At 68.2% G+C, this 1,037-nt stretch carries 1 protein-coding gene; it reads left to right on the top strand.

Annotated features, from left to right (window positions below; all coding sequences use genetic code 11):
• Nucleotides 1-123: 123 nt before the first annotated feature.
• Entirely contained in the window at nt 124-1,017 is an 894-nt protein-coding gene (locus B0E53_RS36730; protein WP_107079942.1) for an IS5 family transposase, read from the top strand.
• The last annotated feature ends 20 nt before the right edge of the window (nt 1,018-1,037 follow it).

The following is a 1,037-nucleotide window of genomic DNA, read 5'->3' as shown; positions in this document are numbered from 1 at the left end:
TAGGCCGTGTTTGGTAAGGGGTCGGCGGGTGGTGAGGTGCCGGCGTGGCGGTGATCGATAAAGGCTGAGGTCTCCGGTAGATCGGTTAGCGACCAAGCAAACCGAAGACCGACCGGAGACCTCGTGCCCAGCGTAGCGGCGACGAGGCGGCACGACCTCACCGACGCGCAGTGGGCGGCGCTGGAGCCTGCTCTGCCTGCCAGCTCGGGCAAAGGACGACCGCCCAAGTGGACCAAACGGCAGATCATCGACGGGATCCGGTGGCGAGTACGTACTGGAACCCCGTGGCGCGACGTGCCCGAGGCGTACCCGCCCTGGCAGACCCTGTACGACTGGTTCCGGCGCTGGCAGCGCGACGGCACCTGGGCGAAGATCCTGGCCGAGCTGCAAGCTGACGCCGACGCCGCCGGGAGAATCGACTGGACAGTGAGCGTCGACTCGACGGTCAGCCGAGCGCACCAGCACGCGGCCGGCGCCCGCCGCGACGGCCACTTGCAGAAGGAGCCGCCGGGCGGGCTGCGGACCGAGCCCGCTGATCACGGGCTGGGCCGGTCCCGGGGCGGGCTGACCAGCAAGACGCATCTGGCTTGCGAGCAGGGCCGCAAACCCCTGGCAATGGTGATCACCGGCGGGCAGCGCGGTGACAGCCCACAGTTCATCCCGGTCCTGCGCAAGATCCGCGTGAAACGGGTCGGCGGTGGCCGGCCGCGGACTCGCCCGGACCAGGTCCTCGCTGACAAGGCGTACACCAGCAAAGGCAACCGTGGCCACCTCCGCGCTCGCGGGATCAAGGCGTGCATCCCGAGCAAAGCCGACCAGGACGCCCACCGTAAGGCCAAGGGATCCAAAGGCGGCCGGCCGCCCGCGTTCGATCCGGTCGTCTACCGGCAGCGTCACGCCGTCGAGTGCGGTATCAACCAGCTCAAACAACACCGCGCCATGGCCACCAGGTACGACAAACTCGCCGTCCGTTACGAAGCCACCGTCACCATCGCCGCGATCAACCAATGGCTATGACCCTTACCAAACACGGCCTA

This window comes from Micromonospora sp. MH33 (assembly GCF_003013775.1).
GTDB classification, from domain to species: domain Bacteria; phylum Actinomycetota; class Actinomycetes; order Mycobacteriales; family Micromonosporaceae; genus Micromonospora; species Micromonospora fulviviridis.
Note: the sequence above shows the minus strand (reverse complement) of the source record. Positions and strands in the feature narration are given on the sequence as shown.